The organism is Chromohalobacter sp. 296-RDG (genome assembly GCF_029889885.1).
GTDB lineage: Bacteria > Pseudomonadota > Gammaproteobacteria > Pseudomonadales > Halomonadaceae > Chromohalobacter.
Genome location: NZ_JARANY010000161.1, coordinates 1 through 1,941 on the forward strand (window position 1 = coordinate 1; position 1,941 = coordinate 1,941).

At 63.3% G+C, this 1,941-nt stretch carries 2 protein-coding genes; both read right to left on the reverse strand.

Going from position 1 to position 1,941, the window contains the following annotated elements:
- Window positions 1-27: 27 nt before the first annotated feature.
- Window positions 28-945, reverse strand: coding sequence for a MurR/RpiR family transcriptional regulator (locus tag OP495_RS17435; protein ID WP_280571019.1), 918 nt, complete (start codon window positions 943-945; stop codon window positions 28-30).
- 117 nt (window positions 946-1,062) lie between these two features.
- Window positions 1,063-1,941: biotin-dependent carboxyltransferase family protein (locus OP495_RS17440; RefSeq protein WP_280571021.1), on the reverse strand; the 879-nt coding region annotated here is incomplete at its 5' end.

The window sequence follows — 1,941 nt, forward strand, 5'->3', positions numbered from 1 at the left end:
CAGAGAAACGATGTTAAGGCGAGTACATCACTCGACGTGTAGACGCGAGATCAGTGCCTCGCGCTGGCGCAGGGCGAGCACCGCGTCGTGCCCCATCTCGCGGGCCACGCGGGACAGCAACAACTCGACGAGCATGAACAGGCTACTCATGGGGTTGAAGAAGAAAGCACCCTCGGCCGGCGCAAGCAATGTGGACGCGGCCAACGTCGCCAGCTGCGAGCTGGAATGATTCGTCAACGCCAGCAGCGAGGCGCCCTGCTCCACCGCCAGCCGGCAGTAGTCGGTGCTCATCCGCGACTCGGGCCGAAAGGCGATACCGATCACCAGATCGTCCTCGCCCAGCCGCAATGCTTGCTCGACACTGACGCCAGCGTTCCCTGAGACCAGGTGCACACCGTCGCGCAGATAATCGAGGTAATACGCCAGGTAATGCGCAGCCCCGAAGCTGGCGCGCAGGCCGATGACGTGAATTCGTCGTGCTTTCTGGATATTGGTTGCCGCATCGGACAATTGCGTCGTGTCTAGCGCCTCCACGGTGGCCGAGAGATTCTGCATCTCCTGCTGCCATAGCGCGCGGTCGTCGGCCAGCACGTCGCCCTCGGCCCGGGGCGTCTCGCCGAAATCCAGCAGGCGCTGGGCACGTGTGGAATAGAAGGCGCTATCGCTGAGATCTTCACGGAAAAGCGCCTGTAGCGCCTTGAACCCCTCCAGGCCGAGGGCGTGTGACAACCGTGTCAGCCGTGAAGGATTCACGCTGTGGTGCTGCGCCAATTGCGAGATACTCGACAGGCTCACCGCCTCGGGCTGGGCCAATAGAGCCTCGAGTAATGCAAGCCCCTTGGCGGAAAGCTTCAGATCGGCGGCGTCGCCGCGTCGAGCACGCAGCGCCAGCAGTTGCAGATCGGCGTAGCGACGAGGTGGCCAATCAGCATTGTCGGCAGACATGGCAGGCTCCTGGAGTGATGTTACTTCCAGATTAGATGCCACTCCCCGAATTTGCAAATTACTTTGCAAAAAGGGAAATAAATTATCTTATAGATGCCAATATCTCGATTCCGGGTATCAACGCCAGCATGCCAACTGACGAAGATGCGCGTCACGCGCCTGCCCCGCCGCCACCGGCGTCAGCCATACCTCGGTGCCCGGCTGGCATTGCGCCAAGCGCGCGCAGGCCAGCGGCGTCAATGCGCCAAGGCGTGGATAGCCGCCGATTGTCTGACGATCGTTGAGCAGCACGATAGGCTGGCCATCGGCGGGCACCTGGACGGCGCCCAACGGAATTCCCTCGGAGACCATCCCCTCCCCCAGGTAACGCAGTTCGGGACCCGTCAGGCGCACCCCCATACGATCGGCACGCTGATCGATGGTCCAAGCAGTATTAAAGGCCTCGAATACGCTGGCACCGCTGAAATCGGCGATCTGCGCGCCGCCTACCAGCGCCAACGTCACGCACTCTCCATCTCCAGATAACGTGCCCACGCCCGAGGGCAGCGTGCGTTCGCGTCCCGCGTCATCCCCCGCCCATGTCAGGCAATCGCCTTCGTTCAGCACGCGCCCCTGGCCATCGAGCCCGCCCAGACTTTCGCGCATCGTGCTGGCCACGCTGCCCAGCACCGGTGTGGCATCGAGTCCGCCGGGAAAGGCCAGATAAGCGCGCAGGCCAGCCCGAGGACTCTCGAACGCCAGCCGCTGCCCGGCAGCGATAGTGACACAATTTCCTGGCGCCAATGGCGCATCGTCGAGGGTCGCGCCCAGGTCAGCCCCCGTCAGGGCCAGCGTCGTCGAGACCTCGGCGTACAGGATCAAGCCACCCATGGTAATTTCCACACCGGGGGCTTGCGGCGCGTTACCCAGCAGCCAATTGGCCCATCCCAACGACACCCAGTCGGCGGCACCGCCCTGAGTCACGCCGAGATGGCGTACCCCGAAGCGTCCACCATC

Bases quoted from the DNA above. Each gene is read 5' to 3' on its own strand.
- OP495_RS17435 (WP_280571019.1), bottom strand. From the start codon at position 945: ATGTCTGCCGACAATGCTGATTGGCCACCTCGTCGCTACGCCGATCTG.